17 protein-coding genes, 1 other RNA gene, 1 pseudogene and 1 riboswitch are annotated in these 21,642 nt (G+C 53.6%); of the genes and pseudogenes, 9 read left to right on the top strand and 10 right to left on the bottom strand.

Features of this window, described 5'->3' with window-relative positions; genetic code table 11:
• Positions 1-4: 4 nt before the first annotated feature.
• Genes rnc through aalo17_RS03025 form a run of 3 tightly spaced genes read right to left on the bottom strand, consistent with a single transcriptional unit; the run spans position 5 to position 2,525 of the window.
• The gene (gene rnc / locus aalo17_RS03035) at positions 5-682 is read right to left on the bottom strand and encodes a ribonuclease III (RefSeq protein ID WP_067555448.1); all 678 of its coding nucleotides are present in this window, start codon (positions 680-682) and stop codon (positions 5-7) included.
• Positions 679-1,227, bottom strand: a complete 549-nt coding sequence (gene coaD / locus aalo17_RS03030) for a pantetheine-phosphate adenylyltransferase (RefSeq protein ID WP_082743209.1) — start codon at positions 1,225-1,227, stop codon at positions 679-681. The genes rnc and coaD overlap by 4 nt, the downstream gene beginning before the upstream one ends.
• Complete coding sequence (locus aalo17_RS03025; RefSeq protein WP_067555446.1) at positions 1,218-2,525, bottom strand: FtsW/RodA/SpoVE family cell cycle protein; 1,308 nt, start codon at positions 2,523-2,525, stop codon at positions 1,218-1,220. Before aalo17_RS03025 ends, coaD begins: the two co-directional genes overlap by 10 nt.
• A 75-nt stretch (positions 2,526-2,600) precedes the next feature.
• On the opposite strand from aalo17_RS03025, the gene def reads away from it, so the two are divergent.
• Complete coding sequence (gene def / locus aalo17_RS03020) at positions 2,601-3,161, top strand: peptide deformylase (protein WP_067555444.1); 561 nt, start codon at positions 2,601-2,603, stop codon at positions 3,159-3,161.
• A gap of 190 nt (positions 3,162-3,351) precedes the next feature.
• The gene (locus aalo17_RS03015; RefSeq protein ID WP_082743208.1) at positions 3,352-5,265 is read left to right on the top strand and encodes a ribonuclease J; all 1,914 of its coding nucleotides are present in this window, start codon (positions 3,352-3,354) and stop codon (positions 5,263-5,265) included.
• Between the two features lie 204 nt (positions 5,266-5,469).
• On the opposite strand, the gene ltrA is transcribed toward aalo17_RS03015, so the two are convergent.
• The 3 genes from ltrA to aalo17_RS03000 all read right to left on the bottom strand — a co-directional run bounded on the left by ltrA (position 5,470) and on the right by aalo17_RS03000 (position 8,971).
• On the bottom strand, positions 5,470-6,783 hold the full coding sequence (gene ltrA / locus aalo17_RS03010) for a group II intron reverse transcriptase/maturase (protein ID WP_067555442.1): 1,314 nt from the start codon (positions 6,781-6,783) through the stop codon (positions 5,470-5,472).
• Positions 6,784-7,375: 592 nt separating this feature from the next.
• Entirely contained in the window at positions 7,376-8,050 is a 675-nt protein-coding gene (locus aalo17_RS03005; protein WP_067555440.1) for a PspA/IM30 family protein, read from the bottom strand.
• Positions 8,051-8,056: 6 nt separating this feature from the next.
• A complete protein-coding gene (locus aalo17_RS03000; RefSeq protein WP_145907473.1) occupies positions 8,057-8,971 on the bottom strand; it encodes a TPM domain-containing protein in 915 nt (304 codons plus the stop codon).
• 566 nt (positions 8,972-9,537) lie between these two features.
• Between aalo17_RS03000 and aalo17_RS02990 the strand changes: the two genes are divergently transcribed.
• Positions 9,538-10,389 carry a metallophosphoesterase gene (locus tag aalo17_RS02990; RefSeq protein ID WP_067555433.1) on the top strand — a complete coding sequence of 284 codons (852 nt, stop codon included), beginning with the start codon at positions 9,538-9,540 and terminating at the stop codon, positions 10,387-10,389.
• Positions 10,390-10,522: 133 nt separating this feature from the next.
• Positions 10,523-10,623: riboswitch (TPP riboswitch) on the top strand.
• 43 nt (positions 10,624-10,666) lie between these two features.
• Complete coding sequence (locus aalo17_RS02985) at positions 10,667-11,182, top strand: energy-coupled thiamine transporter ThiT (protein ID WP_067555432.1); 516 nt, start codon at positions 10,667-10,669, stop codon at positions 11,180-11,182.
• Between the two features lie 92 nt (positions 11,183-11,274).
• On the opposite strand, the pseudogene aalo17_RS13290 reads toward aalo17_RS02985, so the two are convergent.
• From aalo17_RS13290 to aalo17_RS02955, 4 genes and pseudogenes are all read right to left on the bottom strand, one after another.
• Positions 11,275-11,961, bottom strand: a pseudogene (locus aalo17_RS13290) (DUF6994 family protein).
• 193 nt (positions 11,962-12,154) lie between these two features.
• Complete coding sequence (locus aalo17_RS02965; RefSeq protein WP_067555422.1) at positions 12,155-13,093, bottom strand: magnesium transporter CorA family protein; 939 nt, start codon at positions 13,091-13,093, stop codon at positions 12,155-12,157.
• A 119-nt stretch (positions 13,094-13,212) separates the two neighbouring features.
• Positions 13,213-13,564, bottom strand: an RNA gene (gene rnpB / locus aalo17_RS02960) — RNase P RNA component class B.
• A 23-nt stretch (positions 13,565-13,587) separates the two neighbouring features.
• Entirely contained in the window at positions 13,588-13,941 is a 354-nt protein-coding gene (locus aalo17_RS02955; RefSeq protein ID WP_067555419.1) for a DivIVA domain-containing protein, read from the bottom strand.
• 191 nt (positions 13,942-14,132) lie between these two features.
• On the opposite strand from aalo17_RS02955, the gene aalo17_RS02950 reads away from it, so the two are divergent.
• The 5 genes from aalo17_RS02950 to aalo17_RS02930 all read left to right on the top strand — a co-directional run bounded on the left by aalo17_RS02950 (position 14,133) and on the right by aalo17_RS02930 (position 21,504).
• Entirely contained in the window at positions 14,133-14,705 is a 573-nt protein-coding gene (locus tag aalo17_RS02950) for a Holliday junction resolvase RecU (protein WP_082743207.1), read from the top strand.
• Between the two features lie 67 nt (positions 14,706-14,772).
• The gene (locus aalo17_RS02945) at positions 14,773-17,322 is read left to right on the top strand and encodes a transglycosylase domain-containing protein (RefSeq protein WP_067555416.1); all 2,550 of its coding nucleotides are present in this window, start codon (positions 14,773-14,775) and stop codon (positions 17,320-17,322) included.
• A 958-nt stretch (positions 17,323-18,280) separates the two neighbouring features.
• Positions 18,281-19,750: a helix-turn-helix domain-containing protein gene (locus tag aalo17_RS02940; protein WP_067555413.1), complete on the top strand. Its 1,470-nt coding sequence runs from the start codon at positions 18,281-18,283 to the stop codon at positions 19,748-19,750.
• A gap of 199 nt (positions 19,751-19,949) precedes the next feature.
• Positions 19,950-20,597 (top strand): hypothetical protein, encoded by a 648-nt coding sequence (locus tag aalo17_RS02935; RefSeq protein WP_067555410.1) that lies wholly within the window; start codon positions 19,950-19,952, stop codon positions 20,595-20,597.
• Positions 20,554-21,504, top strand: coding sequence for a hypothetical protein (locus tag aalo17_RS02930; protein WP_143385634.1), 951 nt, complete (start codon positions 20,554-20,556; stop codon positions 21,502-21,504). The genes aalo17_RS02935 and aalo17_RS02930 overlap by 44 nt, the downstream gene beginning before the upstream one ends.
• The last annotated feature ends 138 nt before the right edge of the window (positions 21,505-21,642 follow it).

The raw sequence follows: 21,642 nt of genomic DNA, 5'->3' as shown, positions 1-21,642 counted from the left end.
GACGCTACCTGGCCATTTTCTCAAAGGCATCCCGGGCCGCTTTCTGCTCGGCCCGCTTCTTGGACGCAGCGGTGCCCGATCCCATCAGGATGTCATCCAGATATACCCCCATGGTGAAGGTCGGGGCATTGGCCGGACCGGATTCCGACAGCAGCCGGTACTCCAGTGTCCGGCGGGAATCCGCCTGGACGACTTCCTGCAGATGGCTCTTGTAATCCGTCACGTCTTCCCCTTTTTCCGCCGTGAACTCGGGCAGCATGATTTCATCCAGCAGCCTCGCTGCCGCCGGATACCCCAGATCGAGATACAGCGCACCCAGGCATGCCTCGAAGTGGTCCGCCATCAGACTTTTGCGTGTACGGCCTCCGGTGCGTTCTTCACCCACTCCCAGGAGCAGAAACCGGTTCCAGCCATAGCGTTCGCTGAGCCTTGCCAGTGTGGACTCGCAGACGATCTGCGCCCGCAGGGTCGTCATCCTGCCCTCCGGCAGCGGCGGTTCCATATGAAAGAGCTTGTCGGCACTCCAGACCTGGAGCACCGCATCCCCCATGAATTCCAGACGCTCGTTGTCCGGACAGTGATGTTCATTGGCATAGGAGGAATGTGTGCACGCCTCCCTGTACAGATCCCGGTTCACCGGGTGAAAGCCCCTCTCTTCGAGCCAGTCAGTGATTGTGTTCATTTCCCTTCCTCCTTTGATTGCAGATGATTCCCTGCAGCTGATTCCTGATGAGTGTCCGTATCCGCAGCCAGAGACTGCTCCTGCAGCCACGCATTGACCGGCAGCGGCACGAGGTCATCCACTGGCAGATGGTACCTGAGCAGTTCCCGCACATTGGAGCTGGAAATCAGGGCTGTTTCCGGATCCGAAAACAGCAGGACGGTCTCGATCTCCGGTGCGATCCGCCGGTTCATCTGAGCCATATTGTATTCATAGTCGGCATCCACCGCCCCGCGCAGGCCGCGGACCAGGACCGATGCTCCTGCTTTGCGGGCAGCTTCCGTGGCCAGTCCCTCAAACTGCATGACAGAGACATTGGGCAGGTGCGCCACGGACTGCTCCAGCAGGGTGCGTCTCTCGTCTGCAGAAAGCAGACACTGCTTGGAAGAGTTCGGGGAGACCACCACAGTGAGGAAATCAAACTGCGCCGCGGCGCGCTCGATGAGAGCCAGATGCCCGTTGGTCACGGGATCGAATGTCCCGCAGAATGCCGCTTTCACTGCCATCGCCTGTCCCTCCTCTCTTTCCGGGTCTCATACCCGCTGCCGGCTGCAGCCTGTTCCCCGATCCGGATCTGTGTGAATTCCACCTCGGGCACCCGCCGGTTCAGCTCCCTGTGCCGGATCCGGGAAATGACCTGCTGGCACATGCCGATGCTGACAGAAGCCGCCAGCAGGCTGGAACCGCCGGAGGAAATGAACAGCAGGGGAATGCCTGTCATGGGAATGAGCCCCGACACTCCGCCCACATTGAGCAGGAAGTGCAGGAAGAAATACGTGCCGGTGCCCGCCAGGATCACTTTGTTCACCGTATCCCGGGTCTTCAGGGCATAGCCGAACAGCTTGTATTCAATCACGCCATAGCACGCCACCAGCAGCCCCAGCCCGAAAATGCCGAGTTCCTCTATGATCACCGCCAGGATATAGTCATTGTCCGCCTGGGTGAGATAGCCGTATTTCCGTGCAGAGTTCCCGAACCCGCGCCCCAGGATGTTCGACGATCCGATCCCGTACAGCGCATTGGCAGGCTGGTAGCCGTCTCCATATATATCTGTATAGGGATTGACTGTGTTCTCGATCCGGACACCGATGTGGTGCAGCCCGGGAATGGACTCCAGGATCTGCGCCAGAACGCCGGAATACATCAGCACCGCCACTGTGATCACCACAAGGGCAATGGCAAGCAGGGTGTTGCGCTGCCACTTCCGGATCCCCCTGTGATCGGGGATCGTCGCGCATAGAAGATAAATGCCGACGGTGATCGTCATGGTCCCGAAGTCACGCTGCATCACCAGCAGCAGGACATCCACCAGAAGGAACAGCAGCGGGATGCGGAAATACTGCCCGTATGTGACTTTCAGGTGCGGATGCCGCCGCATGGTCCAGACCGAGGACGCCACCAGCAGGATCATCAGGGGTTTTCCGAACTCGGAGGGCTGGATGGTCATGACGCGCAGGTTGATCCACGCCTGCGATCCGTTGACCGCCGGAAACGCGAAGCACAATGCCATGAGCAGGAAATACACGCCGATGATCAGCCATTTCAGGCTGCTGAACCGCTGGATGGTGAACCAGCGGTTCATGCCCCACATGGCCAGGTAGCTGATGAGGATGAACACCATCTGTTTTCCCAGGGTCACGAGAACGGCCCTGGCATTGGATGTGGTCTGCCCCACTGCCGTGGAGGCGATCATGCAGGTCCCGAAAATGATCAGGATCCAGACGGCGGCCATCAGCCCCCGGTCATACCCGCTGTGGAGTTTCAGAGTGAGCTTTTCCCTCTGTTTCCCCGTTGCTTTCTGCATGCACACACCCCCTTATGAGCTCATGTCATAATACCATAATTGAGAGAGGGGGAAAAATGACGTAAAATGGATTGCATGAAGATAACCACAGAACAGATCATTACAGATACCGATCCCCGGATCCGGGAAAAAAGTGTCCCGGTTCCCCTGCCTCTGGAAGCAGAGGATGCCGAACTGCTGCAGGGACTCCTGGAGTATGTGCGCAATTCCCAGGACGAGGAACTGGCCGAGGCGGAGAACCTGAAGCCGGCCGTGGGCATTGCCGCGATCCAGGTGGGTGTGCCCCGGAAGCTCATTGCCGTAGTGGTGCCTGATCCGGAAGATCCGGAAAAAAATCTGGAATTTGCGCTGGCCAACCCGAAAATCATTTCCGAGTCTGTCCAGAACAGCTATCTGGAAGGCGGGGAGGGCTGTCTCTCGGTGCTCGAAAACCATGAAGGTCACGCCTTCCGGCACGCACGGATCAAAGTCCGGGCCTACGACCTGCTGCAGGATGCGAATGTCGTCATTGCAGCCGAAGGATTCCTGGCCATCTGCCTGCAGCATGAAATCGACCATCTCTCCGGTATTCTGTACTATGACCGGATTGACAAAGAAAATCCCATGAAGGAAGACCCGGAAGCGGAAGTGTACTGACATCGCTATCGGATTCCATCCCGCCGTCCGGCTCCACAGCCGGCCGGCGTTTTTTTGATGGAACCGCGCAGGAATGTAACCGCATACCTGTTTTCTGCCGCAGCGGCGGATGGCCGTGTCTGTCACCAGCCGCTTTGGATCCGGGCCGTATGGTATAATGAACTGAACATAATTTCAGAAAGGATTCACAATGGCTGAATACAAAAAACACAAGAATGATAATAAGGAAGCCGGCCTGCCTGCCCGTCCCGAGACAGCTGTGCGCAAAACCGACACACTGGTCTATGCCCTGGGCGGTCTTGGAGAAGTCGGCAAGAACATGTACTGCTACGAGCATGAGAACGAAATCTGCATCGTGGACTGCGGGGTCCTGTTTCCCGGCGACGAACTGCTGGGCATTGATTATGTGATCCCCGACTATCATCACCTGATCCGCCAGGACAAGAAGCGGAAGATCCTGGTCATCACCCATGGCCATGAAGACCACATCGGCGGGATTCCCTTCCTGCTGCGGCAGGTGAACATCGACGCAATCTATGCACCGCGGTTCGCCAAGGCGCTGATCCAGAAAAAGCTGGCTGAGCACAAGGGTCTGGAGAAAACGAAAATCATAGAAATCGATTCCGACTACCGGATCCGGGCCAAGTACTTCACCGTCGGATTCTTCGACACCATCCATTCCATCCCCGATTCCCTGGGTGTGCTCATCACGACCCCCAACGGCAGCATCGTGCACACCGGAGACTTCAAGTTTGACCTGACGCCCGTGGGCCGCAATGCGGACTACCAGAAAATGGCCTACATCGGGGCACTGAAGCCCACGCTGCTCATGTCGGACAGCACCAACGCCGGTGTGGAGGATTTCTCCATCTCCGAAAAGGATGTCTCCCGGGAAATCATGGGCATCATGCGCAACGCGAAACACCGCATGATCATTGCCACATTCGCCTCCAATGTCTACCGCGTGGGGCAGATCATCGAGGCAGCCCTTGCCACCGGACGCAAGGTGGCGGTATTCGGACGGTCCATGGAAAATGTCGTGGACATTGCGCGGAAAATGGGAACCATCAAAATCAAGGATTCCCAGCTTCTGTCCCATGAGGACCTGGCACGGACACCGGATGACAAGGTGTGCATCATCTGTACGGGATCCCAGGGCGAGCCGCTGGCAGCCCTGAGCCGGATCGCGGCGGGTACACACCGGTTCATTCACCTGAAACCCAGCGATACAGTGGTATTCTCCTCCGGCACGATCCCCGGCAACGATGCGGCGGTCAACGCCGTGGTGGACAAGCTGTTCCGCTCCGGTGCCACGGTGCTCAACAAGTCCATCCTGACCAACCTGCACACCACGGGCCACGCCTCCAAGGAAGAGGAAAAGCTCATGCTGCAGCTGGTGAAGCCCGAATACTTTATGCCCATTCACGGGGAGTACAAAATGCTCATGCAGCACCGGCAGACAGCCATCGAAACCGGCATGCCGCCTGAAAACATTTTTGTCTGCGCCAATGGCGATGTCCTGCTGCTGCGTGACCACAAGGTGATTGCCAGCGACTGGCGCTTCCAGGGCGATGATATTTATGTGGATGGAAACGACATCTCGGGTCTCTCCACGGCGGTCCTCAAAGACCGGCGGATCCTGGCGGACAACGGGCTTGTGGCCGTGATCGTTGCCATTGACTCGAAGGAAAACAAACTGCTGGCCAGACCGGTGATCGTGTCCCGGGGCTTTGTCTTCATCAAGGATTCCCAGTCCCTGATCAAGGAGGCGGAATTCATCGTGGCCAACTCCCTGTCAGAGCGCATGAAGGAGAGGACCACCTTCTCGGACATCAAGAACTGCATCCGCAGCACGCTGGAGCCGTTTCTGTACAAGAAGACCAGGCGCAATCCCATCGTGATCCCGGTGATCCTGAACTCCCGGCAGACGATGGAAGAACTGAAGAAACGCCGGGCGCAGCAGGCCGGTCACGCCTCCCACAAGACGGCACACCGCAAAAGCGAAAAGCCGCAGGGATCCCGGAAACAGGGGGCACAAAAAGAGAAATCCGTCCGTGCCCTTCCCCAGCCCCGGCAGAAAAAAGAAACCGGCCATCAGGCATAAAAATCACCAGACACAGGGCAGCACCAGATTCAGGGTGCTGCCCTTTCTTTGTGCCTGTTCCCGCCGGATGCGCTGTTCCCATCGTCTGCGGGCAATAGAGTAGAGGGGAAATTCAGTGATTTACGCCCCTCTCGTTGAACCGTACGTACGGATCTCGTATACGGCTCTACAGTTATATTGCCCTTGCGGGCATTCATGAATTTGCTATGATTTATTCTGTAAGTTCAGGTAACACCCGACCGGGTCGATCAGACCCGGTCGTTCTTTTTCCTTGTTGGATAACGCAAGAACCTTTGGTGATAAGATGAAATTCACAGTCCTCCACCCAGTAGTTCGCCACAGGCCAAGTCTTGAGTTGGCAGTCTGCCGTATCTCTTCCTTGGAAAATCCCGTTTTGAACTGCTTGTTCAGAATCATGAGATTCTTGAAGAGCGTTTTCGGTCTTTTCCATTGCTTAAAGATCACTACCCGAATTTTGTGTCTTAGCCACTGTCCAAATTCTATTAAGAATCTTTTCATGGAACCAATACTGAAATAGTTGATCCATCCTCTGACTTTCTGATTAACTTTCGTAAACAGATAGGATAAAGGCATGGCAGCGGCTTTCCGACGGCACAGGAGCTCTTTCATATTCTTATAGAGTCTCTGTTTTCTGTCGTTTGCCGGCTTGCACTTCCATCCGTCTCTACCCTTCCAGAAAGTGAATCCAAGGAATGTACTTTCAGGTGGTCTGACTACATGCGTTTTGGTTGGCGAAACCTTCAGGAACAGTTTCCGTTCGAGCCAAGAGGATACAGATCTCATTACCCGGTTGGCGGCCATCTCACTTCGGCAGTAGATCGTGACATCGTCAGCGTATCTGACAAATCTCAATCCTCTGTTTTCAAGTTCCTTGTCAAATACATCCAGATAGATGTTGGCAAGGAGCGGCGAAATATTACCACCTTGGGGCGTCCCTAGGTCATTTCTATTCAGTTTCCCCTCTTCCATGACTCCGGCTTTAAGGAAAGAACGGATCAGGTGAAGGGTCTCCTTTTCATTGACCTTCAGGCGAATGATCGAGATCAGTTTGTCGTGGTTGACCATATCAAAGAACTTTTCAATGTCCAGGTCCACGACCCACTCATATCCTTCGTTGAGATATTCCAGAGTTCGCTCGATGGCCTGATGGGCGCTTCGACCTTCTCTGAATCCAAAACTGCTGTCACTGAACGTGGAATCAAATATCGGATAAAGTATCTGATACGTAGCCTGCTGGACGACCCTGTCTACGACAGTCGGGATGCCCAAGGGCCTCTTTTTCCCATTTGGCTTGGGAATATAGGCTCTGCGGACAGGACTGGGCTTATATTTCATTTCCCGGATTTGTTCTGCAAGTTCATCCCCATTCACCTCCATCCATGCTCTGATCTCATCAACGGGCATGTCATCGATTCCCGCTGAACCGCGGTTTGACACTACCTTTCTGATGGCCTTCTCCATGTTGGAGGATTCCAGAATCAAATCTGACAATCTCATTTTGCGTTTCCTTCTTTCTTACAGAGACTCCCTGTCCGTCCCCATCCATTTCACCGGCTCCGGTTACGATCCTTCACCTTATGACTATTCTGACTTTCGGACTGCAGGGTAATTACTCAAAAGCGATTCGCTCACTATAACCGGCAGGAGCCTTCAGTATTACTACCTACTATGCTCCGCTCTGACTTCTCGCAGTAAACATTTTCGGACCGTATGCCACTGGCACCACCATCGCTGTTTTTAAAGCTTATTGGACTGACGTCTGCGAGATCTCTCGGGGTAAGGCACACATCTTTCTCTGCACAACCTCCTGATTTACCGTCTTGGTTTTACGTTTGCCTTTTGGGCTTTGGTTTGTGTTGCAACCTCACCCGCCATTTGGCCTTGTATCAGGTTTCTGTTCGTAGGCTCGTCAGATTGGCTACACCGCTTCTTCCATCCCAGCCTCGCGGCTTTCGACTTGCGGTTCACTACACTTGGCGGCAAATACCCGTGACCGGACTTTCACCGGCTAGATGTGCGTCATGCCCGACACACAACAAAACCGCCCGGGGCTTCTGGCCGGCCGGGCGGAATGCTGTCGGTCTGCAGATTACAGGCCGAGTTTTTTCTTCATTTCTTCGAGTTCGCTGTCCACGGAAACATCGCTGCCGGATCCGCTGTATTTTTCCGCAAGATCCTCGCTGGAGGACGTTTCGTTCAGCTGTGCCTCTGCCATCGCTGCATCGAGCTGCTTGGTGGCCCTGGCATCCATGCGGTCGAAGGCTTCCAGGGAACTGTTGGTATCGGGGAGACCGGACACAAGTCTGTTGATGGACTGCTGTGCCTTTGCGGCAGCTGTCTTGGCCTTGATGGCATCCTTGCGTGCTTCCAGGGTTTCGATGTCGGACGCCAGCTTGTCATACATCTGCCGCATTTTGTCGGCATTGGCATTGGCCAGGTCCGCCGCCTGCTGCAGAGCCTTGTATTTCTCTTCCAGCTTCTGCTTCTGGGCGATGAGCTTCTTCGCATCGCCTTCGTTACGGGAGATCAGGGCGTTTTCCGCGGCTTTCTGATACCGGGCAATATCCGCCTGGCAGTCTGCCGCATCGCGGTTGGCTTTTGCTGCATCCGCCATCACGGAAGCGGTCTGGGCCTTGACCTCGGCAAACTGTTCACGAGTGTTGCGCAGCATCTGATCCGCCATTTTTTCCGGATCTTCCGCCCGGTCGAGAAGCGCGTTGATGTTGCTTTTCATGATTTCACTGAATCGACTCAGAATACCCATACTGTTTTATCCTCCATATCGATGAACCAGATCGTCATCATCCGGATCATCTGTTTTCAGCGGTGTTTCAAGAATGCGCCGGGTTTCTTCCGCTTTTTCCTTCTCCCGGCGGTGTTTCATCATCACCAGAATGATGATGGCTGCAGCGACAATGACAATGCCGCCGACAAGCAGGGTGCGCATGGCCACATCTTTTCCGGTGGCTGTCTTTGTCATGATCCTGTCCGCGGTTTTGTCGAAGACATCCACGAACATATCGTCGGTGCTCTTGCTGGATGTCCACTCGGAATCCATGTAGTTCCAGAAAATGTTCACTGCCTCCGGATCCATGACCGCTTCTGTGTTCTTGCCGTTGACTGTCTGCATGTAGCCCACGCTGTCAGGATCGGCATCTGCGAAATACATATACAGAAACGTGTCTTCGTTGCCGATGTATTCATCGTAGTACTGCTGAGCATAGGCCTCTTTCTGCGTGTCGGTCTTCAGGGACGGGTCATAGTCTTCAATGACCACATAGGGCTGAACCCCGGTCTTGTCATAGAAGATCTTCAGGCGCTGTCCGGTTTTCGAGGGAGCCTCGAAGAACCCGGCTTCATCCACGATGCAGTCTGCATCAAAGGGCTGACTGGCCGTGATTTTCTCGCGGTTGTAGGAACTGTTCCCCGCTTCATCCGAAGATGACGAACAGCCACTCATGGCCGAGAACAGGAAGATCAGAATAAGCACGATCACAAGGATCCAGATCAGGCTGCTTCCTCTCCGGGAACGGTAGCGGGAACCCTGATCATACCCCCCGGGATATCCCTGCGGGGGAAAGTCAGGTGCATCATAGCGGCGTCGGCGCCCCGAGAGCATGCTGCCCATGAGGAACCCCGGGAAAAAGCCCGGACTCTGGCGTCTTCGGTATCCTGTCTGCGGCATGGGGCCGGGCTGCCGGTAACTGCGGTCTTTCTGACTGAAGTAAGATGAACCGGACGGCTGGCCTGAAAAAGATGGCCCCGGCTGGGAAGACCCTGGCCGGCGCTGGGCAGAGCCGCTGATTCTGTGACCGCTGGATGAACGGGTGGAGTAGGAGTGTCCGGACGAGCTTCGGTTCCCGGACCCTCCCTTGGGACGCGGCATATAATACCTCCTCTCTGGCTGTGGACGCTTCCGCGTATTTCCCGACAGAAGCCTCCCTGGTGCTGCTGCACAGCAGGCAGACAGTCCGGCCTGCCAGAGTCCGGGGCCCGGAAGCTGGCAGCCAGTATGTGTAAACAGCTTTCATATCTGCCTGAAACCAGTTTTCGCTTGAATTGTCCTTGATTGGCCGTACCATTTCAACCAACAGGCTCAGGACAGAGAAAAATTCCAGTGAACCACCTGATTCAGAGGTTCCATCAATGCCGCTGTCGGTTGACCAAACCTCCAGCATGCCTGCAGACAGACCGGGAATTCCCGGCGGTACCCGAGGTCACGCCTGGAAGTCTGGTATACTGGTAGACGATATGGAATCACTTCAGAAAAAACTGCTGGCTGTTGTCGCCTGCCTGACAGCCCTTGCCGTATTCATGGCCTGCGCCATGTACCGGGCCATTTACATCAATCCGGAAAACCTGGCAGTTACCACACTGGCGTGGAAAAACAAGTCGATCCCGGCGGACATGGACGATGTCTCGCTGGTCTACTTCACGGATCTGGAATACGGACGGTACGAAACTGCTAAACGGGCACAGAACGTGTTTGACCGGATCCATGCCATGAATCCCCGGGTCCTGGTCTTTGGCGGGGACCTCTTCGAGGCGGATGTGGAGATCACAGAAGACATGAAGCAGCAGATGATCCAGTGGCTGTCGTCCATCCAGGCGCCTCTGGGGAAGTTTGCGGTCCTGGGCGAACAGGACCTGACAAGTCCCGAACGGCTGGCCCAGGTCCAGGAAATCTACAACGCAAGTCAGGTGGAGATCATAGACAACAGCAGCCGGCTGATCTGCAACAGAACGGCTGCGGGCATCCGCCTGGTGGGCATTTCCCCGCAGGAGGACTGGCAGGCTGCCCTGCAGGGCGTTCAGGCCGATCAGTTCACGGTCCTGATCAGCCACTACACCGACCCGTTTTCCAGTGAAGCTCTCAAGGCCGCAGGCATCGACTATGCCCTGGGGGGAAACAGTCACGGGACCCAGATCTCCTATCCGGTGTTCGGGGGATACCGTTCGTGGCCCGGATCCGAGACCATCAACCGCGGTGAAACCACATCGGTGGAATTCCCCTACTATATTTCCACCGGCACGGGATGCATCAAAGTCAATGCCCGGCTGAACGCCACCCCGGAAATCGTCTACATCCTGATCAGCGCCTGATGCCTGCCGTCAGGCGTTTTTCAGTTTTCCGGTCTGCTCCCCTCCGGCCGCCCGTGGGTCCGGAACAGATCCGGGATCCGGGTATGGACCTTCATCCGGCTTTGACAGAACGTGCTTCGGACACTATACTGACACTGTTGGACAGGGGCGCCGAGAGGCTGAGATGTGCAGACGCACGGTCCCTTCGAACCTGAACTGGGTCATGCCAGCGTAGGGAGTTCCGGCTGGACAGACAATGCCGCCGTTAAACCTGCGCCTCATGTGGAGGTGTTTTTTTATGAAGAATCTCGAAGTCCGCGAACTTGTGCTTATGGCATTCTACATTGCCCTGTTCATGGTCCTGGATGTGCTCACCAACGCCATTCCCTTCTTCCAGATGCCCAATGGCGGCAGCTGGGGACTGTCCACCATTCCCCTGCTTCTGGCAAGCTACCAGTTTGGATGGAAAAAAGGCACGTTCCTGTGCCTCATTGCGGTCCTGCTCATGTTTGTGACCGGTCCCATGTACACCCCGGACTTTGCCGGGTTCCTGCTGGATTATCTCATTGCCTTCGGCGTCTACGGACTGGCTTCGCTGTTCCCGAACATCGGCTGGTTTTACAGCGGTGTGCTGATCACCAATGCCCTGCGGTTTGTGTCCAGCACCCTCAGCGGTGTCTGGGTCTGGGGTGTTGACTGGTGGGGGTCCATTGTCTACCAGGCAAGCTACATGATTCCCACGACCGTCCTGGGGCTCGTGTTTGTCCCCCTGCTCTTCCGCGCCCTGAAGCCGATGATGAAAAAAGCTGCCTGATTCGCAGGATCAGACAGCCAGGCAGTAAAATACAGAGTTTCACAACCCGGCTGGTGCCGGGTTTTGTTGTGTTCGTGCACTTCGGATGGGGCTCAGGCCAATCGGCTGGAAACACTCTCTTCGATTCTCCGGCACCGGGCGTCTGTGAGTTCCTCCATCCGAAAAAGCCAGTGTTCCAGCTCCTTTACCGTCTGCGGGAGAACAGTCCCGGTCTTGGACTGGTCGATCACCTCGTATGAGCTGTTGACCCAGTCGTTCAGCAGAAAAAAGTCCACAAATCCCCGGAAATCCACAAAATGGTCAAACTAGGCCCGGTCACTCTCGAGAACCCCGGTCAAGGGTGACGGGACATCGTCATAAAAGCTGCGGATACAGTCCAGCGTGAGGTCGAAGCGGTCCATGATCCGGCCGCTGAATCCCCGCATCTGGTTCAGGCGGTTGCGGTGTCGGGGAAAGGGGATCCGGGCACCGATCCGCCAGCCATTGCGGATGATCCCCTGCTGAAAGGTCTCCCAGTCTTCACCGGGTTTCTGCTCAAGGGCATTCGTTATGTCAAGGATCCGGCCGGTAAACCACGTGAACATGTTGTCTCCCCCCAGCCGGATGCCGTCAGCCGTCACCAGTTCCTTCCTTCTGCGTGTCAGGTCCAGGATGGATCCGTCCGGAAGCCGGCGGCCATTCAGCCATTCCATCATCTGTTCGCAAAGCCGCCCCGATCTGGCCTCGCAGTCGGTCCGGGTGTTCCCCTTTTGTAATTGTTCTGCCTTGCTTCCTCCCAGAATCCCGGGACTTCATCAGCATAGGAAAATGCGGACCATGAGTCCTGTTTCATGCCTGTGCTCCTCTCGAGACGTGTGCTGTCTTCTGCCTTCATGGTACCAGACTATGCTGAACCTCCACTCCGGAGTTCCTGCATGGAACTGCGCATACAAAAAGCCCGGCTCCATCATCAGCAGGAGGCCGGGTCTTATGCTACTTGAATGTTCGGGAGTGCTTGAAGTACAGCCAGACCGCGATGCAGAGCACCGCCGACAGCACCAGGGGAAACCACGTAACCGGAAACGGCAGGTCCGAGACATTCATGCCATAGAATCCATAGACCATGTTGGGAATGCTCATGACCAGGGTGATCACCGTAAGTTCCTTCATGATGTCATTCATGTTGTTGGAAATGACATTCGAGAAGCCGTCCATGGTCCGGCTGTTGAGCTCGGAATAGTTGCTGCACATCTCCACCGCCTGGCGGAACTCGATGATCACGTCTTCCAGCAAATCCGTATCCTCTGTGTAGTGTGGTATGAGCTTGCCCCGCATGATGTGGTTCAGGGTCAGTTCATCCGCCTTCAGGGAAGAGGAAAAATACACCAGGCTTTTGTCCAGCTGCAGCATATGCAGCAGTTCCCGGTTCTTCATGGATTTGTAGAGACGCGCTTCGGTCTGGTTTGACAGACGGTCGATCTGCCGCAGGCAGAGGATGAACCGCTGGGAGATGGTCAGCAGAAGCAGAAGCAGCAGCCGGGTTTTCTGCGTGGTGTTGACCTTCACCCGTCCGCTTTCCAGTTCGGTCACAGGCTCGTTTTCCTCCCCCGCAATCGTGACGATGCAGCCCTTCATGAGAACCACGCCGACAGGCAGTGTCATGAATGTGGGGATCTCGCTGACGGTATCCGGATCTCTGGCCGGATAGTCCGCAATCACCAGCACCTGCTCCTTTTCCTCATCCTGGTCAATGTAGGACGTCTCTTCGGGGTCCAGGGCCGCCCGGACAAATTCCGGAACGACTCCCAGTTCTTCTTCCAGCCAGATCTGTTCTTCTCTTGTAGGTGCCACGGCGCTGACCCAGCAGCCTTTTTCAGGTGCCGGGATCCTGGTCATGAGACCATGCTCGCCGGTTTTGAAAATCGTGATCATGCATGTTCATGATACCAGACCAGCCGCAAAATTGCCGACGCCGGGACCTGGCGTGCCATGGCTGTCCGAAAAAACAAAAACCCCTTTTTTCAAAGAGGTTTACAAAAAACAATACATCCGTTCATAAGCCATGTTCTGTTCCGGCAGATGCCGGCGGCAGCTATTTATCTATGCGCAGCGCGCATCCGCCTTTCCGTTCAGTTCCGGTCCAGCGGTTCCCCTACCAAATTTGGGTTTCTCGCTTGAGGGGTTTACCCGTTCCACCCGTTCTGTTTCCCGAACGGCTTCGTCTCTGTGGCACTTTTAAAGACCGTTCTCCATGGCTGAAGCTTTAGGAGAACGATGCAGCCGTTACGTCCAGTGGACGTACCCGGGCTTATTGATTGGCCCGGCACAAACACTACTGTCATCGCAGACAGTGCGAGCATGGACTTTCCTCTGACCCCGGCGGGCCAGCAGCTGTCTCGCGGCCTGTATTGTGTTTCTGTCTGTTGTTACTGCTGGGGCTGGGGCTGATCCTTGCCGAATACAGCCTGCTCCAGGCGGGCGATCCGCTTGAGCAGATCCACCTGATCGCTGTTGGCGTTCACGAAATCCGCGTTCACCTTTTCCGTCAGATTCTGGTTCTCGGTCTGAAGGGCGAAGACCTGCTGCTGCAGTTCCTTGATCCGGTCTTCGTACCGGGCCAGAGCTGTGCCGAGTTCCTGCATTTTTTCCTCGAATCCCTGATAGTCTTCAATGACCATATCCAGAAATTCATCCACTTCTCCGGGGGCATACCCCTTGAGATCCACGTGGAACTCCTTGTCGTAGATCTCCTGTGCTGTCAGATTGGTATCTTTCGCCATTCAGTCTCCCTCGATTCTAACCTCTTTATTATGCCTGCAGCGCCATCGTTCGTCAACCGCTGCAGAGATATGCACTGCCTGTGTCTGTCACAAAGCCGCTATCATCCACATTCTACAACAAATCCATCCGGAATGCTTCATTGCCTGACACGAAGTGGAAACGCTCCGGTAATTTCCGTATAATATTTTGGATGAACAAGATCGGATATCCACAGGGATCCGCACCTGCCGGCATCACGCCTGGAGGCAACCCCGCTTCCCGCGGACAGGGACTCGAAGCTGACATCAACGACTCCAATCTGTGGTACAGGGAGAACGGAAAATGCCTGGTCTACAAAAAGCCGACACCGGTGCAGGTGGTCCACGTGGACTATCCCAGCCGGCAGAGAGCCCGGATCACGGAGGCCTACTACAAGACCCCCTCCACCACAGACTATAACGGAGTCTACCGGGGGCGGTACCTGGATTTCGAAGCCAAGGAAACCAGAAACATCCGCGGGTTTCCGCTGAATCTGGTCCATCCGCATCAGATCCGTCATCTGGAACAAGTCGAACGTCATGACGGAATCGGATTCTTTATCATCCGGTTCACAGCCCGGCAGAAAACCTTTCTCGTGGATGCCCCGCTGCTGATCCGGGAGATGAAAGCCTGCAGCCACAGCAGCATTCCCTATGTCTGGTTCGAAGAACAGGGAGTTGAACTGCAGGAAGGCCTGTATCCGCGGCTTCCCTGGCTGGCTGCTGTGGACCGGCTCTACTTCTGATCGAACACGCCAGAAAACCGGCGGCTGTGCCGGTGTCTGAATACTGAACTGGAACAAGGAGGTCACAATGCCCGAAAAAGAAACATCCGGCTCCCAGAGGCCGGCTGCCGCAAAATCCGCAAGGCGGCGAAAGCTCGACATCTGGAACAAAATCGCCGTTGCCATCCTGACCTGTTTCCTGGTGGGATGTATATCGGTGTTCTTCATACTTGTCAATGTCATCAACGACCCGGACGGCATGCGGTTTTCCCAGGAAGGCCTCTCCACGCTGTCCAATTCCCGCATGTTTGACACAGACGGCAACCTGATTTATGAATTCGGAAACGAGATCCGGGAAGACGTCACCTACGACCAGATTCCCCAGTCCGTGGTGGATGCCTTCCTGTCCATCGAGGACTCCCGTTTCTACGACCACCACGGATTTGACCTCCCCCGTTTCCTGGCAGCGGCCCTCAGCAACCTGCGTTCGGGCACCCTGGGACAGGGCGGTTCAACGCTGACCATGCAGATGATCGACAACGCCTTCACCAAAATTCAGGAGGACAAGATCAAGGCAGAGGAAGGCTCCGTATCCAAGCTGGAATCCATCAAGCTGAAGATTCAGGAAATCTACCTGGCCCTGATTGCCGAGCAGTCGATTTCCAAGGAAGACATCTTTGACTACTACGTCAACCGGATCTGGTTCGGCTCCAGCTACAACACCCGGGGTATCCAGAAAGCCGCGGAGTACTACTTCAACAAAGATGTCTCCCAGCTGAATCTGGGGGAAGCCGCATTCCTGGCAGGGGCCGTCAACTCCCCGGCCAGCTACAATCCCATCAACAACAAATATGCTGCCGCGGAAGATGCCACGGACTATCTGCAGAGTGCCACCAACCGGAGAAATGTGACGCTGAAGCTCATGCTCGACCACGGCTACATCACGGAGGAAGAGTACGAGCTGGCAAAGAATTCCCGGCTCGAGTTTGCGCTGCTGGAAACGGACATGAGCACGAATGACCCGAACATGCCCTTCATCCAGCAGGCAATTGAAGAAGTGCAGACCCTGGCCGGGCAGGATCCGTTCGTGATCCCCATGGATATTTACACATCTCTGAACCAGGGAGCCCAGAAACAGTGCGATGACATCCTGCGCGGGCGCGTGGACTCCGTGCAGTACCCCAACGATGCCTTCGACGTGGGCTTCTCCATCATAGACAACGCCACCGGCGAAATTCTCTGCGTGGGTCCGGGGCGCCGGTATATCCAGGGGCAGACAGACAGAGACAACTCTCTGGACCGGAAGCAGCCCGGTTCTTCCATGAAACCGCTGCTGGCCTATGCCCCGACATTCGACCTCCTTGGCTGGTCCACGGTGCACACCGTGAACGACAAGGCGGATGACTACTTCACGACGGGGCAGAACCTGCAGAACTCGGACCGCCGGTATCAGGGCCTGATGTCGCTGCAGGATGCACTGGGTGTCTCGAAGAACACGACAGCAGCCGCCGCCATGAACGATCTGATCGCTGCAACGGGCCTGGAATACTGGCAGGACTACTGCCGGAAACTGGGATACGACCAGGATGTCTGGGAGCAGTTTGTGGCACAGTATGCCATTGGCGGCTCCAACATGTGGGCGAGCCCGATTCAGCAGGCCAGTGCCTACACGATTTTCGCCAACCACGGCAACCGGGTGAATGCCCACCGTGTGCGGCGGATCGTTAGACGGGCTGATAAAGAGGAAATCGCCGGCAACACCACGACGGAAGAACTGATTTCCGATCAGGCGGCGTTCATGATGTCGAGTCTTCTGGAGAAAGTCGTAACAGGCGGCTACCAGAACTTCAATGAGATTCTGAAATCCAGCTATACGGTCTACGGCAAGTCCGGTACCTCCGACTGGGGTGTCTACGGTCAGCAGTATGGCATTCCCAACGGTGCGATCCGCGATGAATGGTCTGTGGGCTACACCAACCGCTACACCATCGCGACGTGGTCGGGCTACACCGAGGAATTCCAGCAGCAGGGGTATTACATCAATGACCAGCAGCTGTATATGGCCACTGCCTTCCACATCTCGCACTATATGCTGGATTACATGGAGCAGTTCGGCGGCTACAGTCCCATTGCCAGGCCGGATGGCGTATCGGATTACAAAAGCGGCTACATCAAGACGGAGTTCGTGGACAAGGGCGACGAAACGGCCCCGACCTACAATACTTACCAGCCTTCGGAGTCGGAGATCCGCTCCGCCTGCCAGGCATCCGGCGGCACCTATGACGAAGAAGCCGGCATCTGCATCACGAAGCAGGAAGATGACAGCGCAGCCACAGCGTGCACCGGATCCGGCGGCACCTGGGACGGCACAGCCTGCAGCTGCCCGGATGGCTATGAACTGAATGGCACAGCCTGCGAGGCAATCGACCAGAGTGATCCTTCCGCGGAATGCGGGGCACAGGGCGGTACCTGGAACGGCACCTATTGCGAGTTCCCGACCCAGCCTGAAGTGCCGGATTCCGGAGGCGACGATTCGGTAACCGGATCGGAGAACGGCGAAACCGGCGGACTGATTCCGCCGACGGGGCTCATCGTGCCCCGCTTCTTCGGACTCTTCAATCTCTTCAACTGGCTGTAAGCAGACTGAAGGACTCACACAGCGAATCAGTATGAAAAGGCCTGCAGCATCCGCAAATGTGGATGCCTGCAGGCCTTTTGTGTATCCCGGCGGACCATCCGGAGGGTCACGGTTTGCGTCATGCCTCTGTGGACTGCGGACTTCTGACCGGCGGGCAGGCAGGGCGACATGCATGGCCAGGATACAGCGGGCACAAAAAAAGCGGAGAATTTTCTCCGCTGCAGTATCTGAATGGCGCCACAGGATACAGATAACTCAAAATTTACCGTACAGAACAAAAGTCATTAGCGCTTCTTGGAAAGGAATCGCTAATGTCTTTTTTTCATCCCAGTCACATGATCGTTCTTCGGGCTGACCGCAGATTACGAAAGGCTAGAAAACTACTGGATTTCGCCCCGCAATCACTTTCTCTCAACTCTGCTTCATTTATCAGAGTTGATCACGATAAGTCCGTCAGATCGTATGCAGATCCAGGAAAGCGAATTTGCGCCCAGATAACCTCAGAACACGAAAAACCATCATACCAGGGATCCAAAAGGCAGCCTCTATTTTGCCCTACTACAATTTGCTGTCAAGGATCCAGAAATTGATTTTAATGCATCTGATTATTCCCGTGTTGTTAGTGACTGCAAACGATGGCAGAAGAAGATTCAGGACTTACTGACCCCGGTTGTTGAGGGAGCAGAAGCGCTTAAAAGCCGATTAGCGCGTGGAATTGACCTGCACCTTTTGAAAAGTTTACCTAGTATTTCCATAACATACAATAATTCTCATTATTTTACATTACGTTCCGGAACTCCGCGTGACTATAAGCGGCGATCTGTTCTCGCACTTGGTCTCTATTGGATGCAACATCCCGATGTTCCACAAGAAGTCATCGAAATCTACGCCTCGAAGCTGGATACCGGAAAGAGATTCTTACAGCATATTGCAGCGCATATAGAAAAGGAGCAACTCCATGGAAATGACAGCCATAGACATGATCAGTTTTCTTCACACCAACATGAAAAAAACCTATCGTCCTGATGACCAGGTAGAATGCCATGCTGCCATACTTAAAGATTGGCATAGAAACGATGCATGGCTGCCGGAAGATTGCCCAGATCCACTGCGGGCCGCGTATGACGACTCCTATGCCTATTACTGCGATCATGAGGGATTTCACGATTTCTGCTGCCGCGAAGACAAATTTCTTGCCTATATTAACAAGGCTGAACAGGATGCTGAAGAAGATGTCTATTTTTCCATCAATTCCTTTTGGACCACCAAAAGGACAGAGGCCAATATCCGTCATCTCAATGCTTTTGTAATTGACTATGATTTCTACAAACTGGATGAATACAAACACTTAGATCCAGAGGAAATGTACAGAACTCACATCAAAAATTCGCTGCCACTGAAACCGTCTTTTGTGATTGATTCTGGCCGCGGTCTTTACTGTCTCTTTGCTATCGAACATGTACCGTGCAGCTGCACGAGTCTCTATAAAGCCATTTGTACCCGCCTCATTGAGTCTCAGAAGCGTTTTGGCGCCGACTCTAAAGCTACACTAACCACCCAGGTAATCCGTATCCCCGGCAGTATTAATGGCCGTTCAGGGCGCCCTGTGAGAGTCCTTGACGCTAGCGAAAAAAGGTATACCATTTCAGACTTTGCTGATCTTTACCTTCCGTTTTCTCGCGCTGAAGTCCGAGATTACAAAAAGGCAAAAAGCTGCCAGATGCGATCCCCTCAGGTATCTCGCAAGAGCAAATCCAATAGATCATCACGTCAGAACTCTCAGTTCAGCATTTTTGAGTCAGACCTGAAGACACTGATCGAGATGCGGAATAAGGCGGGAATTTGCTCCGGGTACCGGGAGACCCTTTTATACCTCTACTGGGAGAGAGCGGCTAAGTGCGGTCTGGCTAATGAGGCCATCGAAAAGAAGATTCTGTATCTTAACAGCCGCTTTATGCAACCCCTGCCGCAGACCGAGGCGCTGACGCGCTGTAAACCCGCACGTGAATATGTTCATGTTACCTCAAAAAGGAAAGCCATCCGAAAGCTGGAAATTTCTCCGAATGAACAGGAATTGCTGTTTTTCCTTGTATCAGCCCGGCGCGATATGCGGTTAAGAAAGGCCAGAAGTCGAAAGAAAACCAAGATATGCGGGAAAACGCCTGCTGCACAAAAACGTCACGAGAGACGGTGCCAGGTTCTTAGGGGACTTGCCTGCGGGAAAAGCGCTAAGGAGTTGGCAGAAACCTTAGGTGTTGTCCGAAAGACGATACTGAGCGATTGCGAGTATATCAGGCGCCATTACTGCGAATTTTCAGACATCATCAAATCACTTTCCTATCAGGTGGGCAACAATCTTGCACACATCCTTTTGCCTAAACAGCCAGTCGAAAAAGTCTGCGCTTCGCTGCAGACACTGCGATTATGAGGGTCGGAAATTTTTTGTCACATCAATGGTATCTATGTCCGGGGAGCAGGCCACCTCATAGGGTTCTTATGTTTTTTATGCTACCTAGCATCCAACTGTATCAACGGTAAACTGAACGCTTCGCGCCGTTGACACAGCTGGGGTGCTAGGTCTTGGAGAAAGTGAGGACCGCACAAATAACGGTAAGGAGGAATTGATTATGACATTTGAGATTATTGAAATCCGCGAAGGAAAACTGGGCTACAAGATTGCATTATTGCAACGTCCTGAAGGTGCTCCTGAAAGGTATGTTGTGGCTAAAGACTATAATCCCGAAAAAAGAATATGGCATATGGGGGGGATATATTTTACAACTCTGTACGATGCCGTCCGCTGTTTTGAGCGACAAACGACTTTAAAAGATGAAGACGATAACTATGAAGATGATTCTGAGACCCAGGAAAAAAGAGATTCGGATATGGCCAGATTAGATGAAATCCATTTGCTTGAATGCTTTTACGTAGGTCAGCAGGAAGTAGTCAATATACTTCTAGGCGAAATGGAATGTTACAAAACGGAATATTGTAAGATGCCCGCCAGACTGCAGGAGAGACTAAAACAAATAGACGCAAGAGTGGAAGATAAACTTGCCGAACTGGAAAGCAAAAAAAATGAACTTTTACTTAAATGCATTTACGTAGGTCAGCAGGAAGTAGTCAATATGCTCCTAGGCGAAATGGAATGTTACAAAATGGAATATTATAAGATGCTCGTCAGACTGCAGGAGAGACTAAAACAAATAGACGCAAGAGCGGAAGATAAACTTGCCGAACTGGAAAGTAAAAAAAATGAACTGTTGGGATTCTGAAATGAAGAGTTCTGAAGCAAAAGCTGTTATTTCTCCAAAAGAAGCTAGAGCCAGATATGATAAGGCAGCAAAAGAGATTCTTTCTCTCCCGATTCTGTGTGCCTTAATTCTGAAAAAAACGATGCCTGAGATATTTTCAGGAGACCTGGAAGATATTGCCGCCAAATTCAGAAAGTCTTTGAATGGTACCAGCAGAGGTCACTGTCATAAACTGCGGGATCAGATGACCGAGATTGAAAAGGGTGATATGAGTTTTGATGCCTTACTTCTCTATGTATGCGAAACAGCGGATCCAGATGTTCTTTTCGTAGATGTGGAAGTGCAGAACTCAAATCCAGGTTCCCGGTCGTTAGCGGGAAGAATCTTTTACTACATTGGGGAAATGTTCAAATCGCAGAAAAACGATGTCAGTGGCTTCAAGGATGATGAGTACAAAGACATTAAGCCAGTTTGCGCAATTTGGATCATGCCACATATGGACCATAGTTTCGTCATTGACTGCAAGACGGTGGCACAAATGCTTTATAATGATAATGAAAGAGGAGCGGGAGAAAAACTCTGCCAATCTCTGAATGATTTTGTCCGAATAAAGATTGCTGCCGTTGGCGTGAACTGGTCAGAATCATCCGAGGAAGCAATCCAATGTCTTGGCCATATCTTCCGAGACTCAGTTGACCCAGAAAGACAGATTGATTATTTGGAAAGAGAAGGTGTAAAAATGACAGCACAAACTAGATCTAGACTTGATGAATATAATGATGCGCAGGTTGTGTGGCTCGATCCAAAAATGAAGCGCGAATACGATGAGATGATGACTGAGCGCGACGAATACAAGTCTCAGCTAGAGTGGGTCAAGAAGAATCATCCGGAAGTATTCGAAGATTATTCGAAAAAGAAAAACAGGTGATCCTTAGGGTGGCAGAGATGCCATCCTTTTTAATTACGCACGATTTTATGAATTTTATGTTTCTCATGATTTCTATCAACCGCAGGCAACTGCTTTGCCGTCAATGGTAAAGTGCACGCCAATGGCGCCATTGACGGA

This window comes from Faecalibaculum rodentium (assembly GCF_001564455.1).
GTDB classification, from domain to species: domain Bacteria; phylum Bacillota_I; class Bacilli_A; order Erysipelotrichales; family Erysipelotrichaceae; genus Faecalibaculum; species Faecalibaculum rodentium.
The sequence above is the reverse complement of the archived record's forward strand: the minus strand, read 5'-3'. Positions and strand labels throughout refer to the sequence as shown.